We start from the raw sequence: 1,784 nt of genomic DNA, 5'->3' as shown, positions 1-1,784 counted from the left end.
AATCAGAGGCTCCCAGATCGCCCATGTCTCGTCCGTAAAAGTGCCTGTTCCGTCTCCTTCTTCCATCCCTATAATATGGGAAGTGTTTCAAGTGCTAACAGGCCCTAGAGTCCGGGCACGGCGCCACGATGCGCTGTTCCCACGCTGTTCGGCGGCAACAGCCACGCTTTCAAAAGCAATCCCCAGCGGAACATGACAGCGCAGCCACAGGGCCATCCGGGGTTCATGGCGGGCCGGCAGTCCCGCGGTGCTTAAAAGTTGCGCCGTTTCTGGATCGTCTGTCAGCGTTTCCCGTTTTCCGACGGATATTTTGATCTTTCCCTTTGCATCGAGATCAGATTGGAGAAACGGCATGCCAAGCGCGGCCCGTTGAGGGGTGACAGCCTGTTGCAGATGTTGCGGATCGAACGTCATGAACATGAACTGAATTTTTTCTGCCGCACACCTGCTCAGCGCAGGGAGAAGGGCTCTGACCTGGTAGTCCTTGACCGTAACGAGCGCCAGATCATACGCGACGCTCTCATCCAGTCTGTCGCAGACGATCGCAGACGCTTGCTCACCCGCGGTCGTCACGACTCCTCCGGCGCGTTGCAATTGGGCCAGACGCGCTGAGCCAGGGCGCGCGATGAGGGTCACTTCATGTCCGCCATTCCGTGCCAGATGAAAGGCGAACGCACTGCCGATTCTGCCACCACCGAGGATGGCGATGCGTCGCGGGGAGAGAGAACGGGGAGATGCGGTCATGTCTGCGTCCTTAAGGATTTTAAAAACGAGACACATTCATGTGGAGCATGAAATGGGGAGCGTGCTCGAAAGAGAGCAGACTGGACCGGGTTTGTAATGGTGGTAAAGTCGTGAGCTTACAGGGGTATAGGAGCTAACAGGATGAGTAGCTCTTCTTCGAACGAGAAAGCGCTCGGTGTCTATCTCCGGAATGCGCGTCTAAAGCTTGACCCTGCGGCACTGGGATTTCAGACCATCCGTCGGCGAACGCCGGGATTGAGACGCGAGGAAGTGGCGCAGCGCGCGGGTCTGAGCGTTACCTGGTACACCTGGCTTGAGCAGGGACGGGGTGGGACCCCATCAGCGGCGGCTCTGGAGCGGCTGGCGGGTGCCCTGATGCTGACCGATGCCGAGCGGGAGCATCTTTTTCTTCTCGGACTGGGAAGGGCGCCCGAGGCGCGTTACCAGAAGAACATGGATGTAACACCGAGACTTCAGCGTGTGCTGGACCAGCTCGATCCCAGTCCAGCGTTCATCCGAAGCGCGACATGGCAGATGGTCGCCTGGAACCGGGCGGCCACGGAGTTGATGACAGACTTCTCGTTACTGCCCGTGGAGCATCGCAATATCCTGCGTCTGATCTTCCTCGATCCCCGCAGCAGAACCCTTCATCCAGACTGGGAAAACACGGCCCGTTTTATTGTCAGTGCGTTCAGGATGGATGCGGCCCGGGCAGGCGCGGCAGAAGCAATCGAGCCTCTGGTTGCCGAACTCTGTGCCGCCAGTCCTGAATTCCGGGACATGTGGCATGACAGAACGGTCCATACCTTCGAGCACGGCGCCAAAACATTTCATCACCCAGTTCACGGTCTTCAAACCTTCGAGGTCTCGACCTTCGCTGTCGACGGTCGACCTGATCTGATCCTTGTCACTTACTGTTCCGTAGAATCTTAGGTTGCGTTGACAAAAGGCCTATACGATCAGCTTGAGATCTGATTCACTGCTTGCTTCAACGCAGACGGTACGGTGGAGCAAGCATGACACGAGGCGACCTGACGGAT

The 1,784-nt window shown here is 57.7% G+C and carries 2 protein-coding genes; one reads left to right on the top strand and one right to left on the bottom strand.

Annotated elements, in window-relative coordinates; all coding sequences use genetic code 11:
* Positions 1-87: 87 nt before the first annotated feature.
* Positions 88-744 carry a ketopantoate reductase family protein gene (locus HKD24_RS15040; protein WP_194260962.1) on the bottom strand — a complete coding sequence of 219 codons (657 nt, stop codon included), beginning with the start codon at positions 742-744 and terminating at the stop codon, positions 88-90.
* A gap of 141 nt (positions 745-885) precedes the next feature.
* On the opposite strand from HKD24_RS15040, the gene HKD24_RS15035 reads away from it, so the two are divergent.
* Entirely contained in the window at positions 886-1,677 is a 792-nt protein-coding gene (locus HKD24_RS15035) for a helix-turn-helix transcriptional regulator (protein WP_194260961.1), read from the top strand.
* Positions 1,678-1,784: the final 107 nt, after the last annotated feature.

The organism is Gluconobacter vitians (assembly GCF_015244565.1).
GTDB classification, from domain to species: domain Bacteria; phylum Pseudomonadota; class Alphaproteobacteria; order Acetobacterales; family Acetobacteraceae; genus Gluconobacter; species Gluconobacter vitians.
Note: the sequence above shows the minus strand (reverse complement) of the source record. Positions and strands in the feature narration are given on the sequence as shown.

Bases quoted from the DNA above. Each gene is read 5' to 3' on its own strand.
- HKD24_RS15040 (WP_194260962.1), bottom strand. From the start codon at position 744: ATGACCGCATCTCCCCGTTCTCTCTCCCCGCGACGCATCGCCATCCTC.
- HKD24_RS15035 (WP_194260961.1), top strand. From the start codon at position 886: ATGAGTAGCTCTTCTTCGAACGAGAAAGCGCTCGGTGTCTATCTCCGG.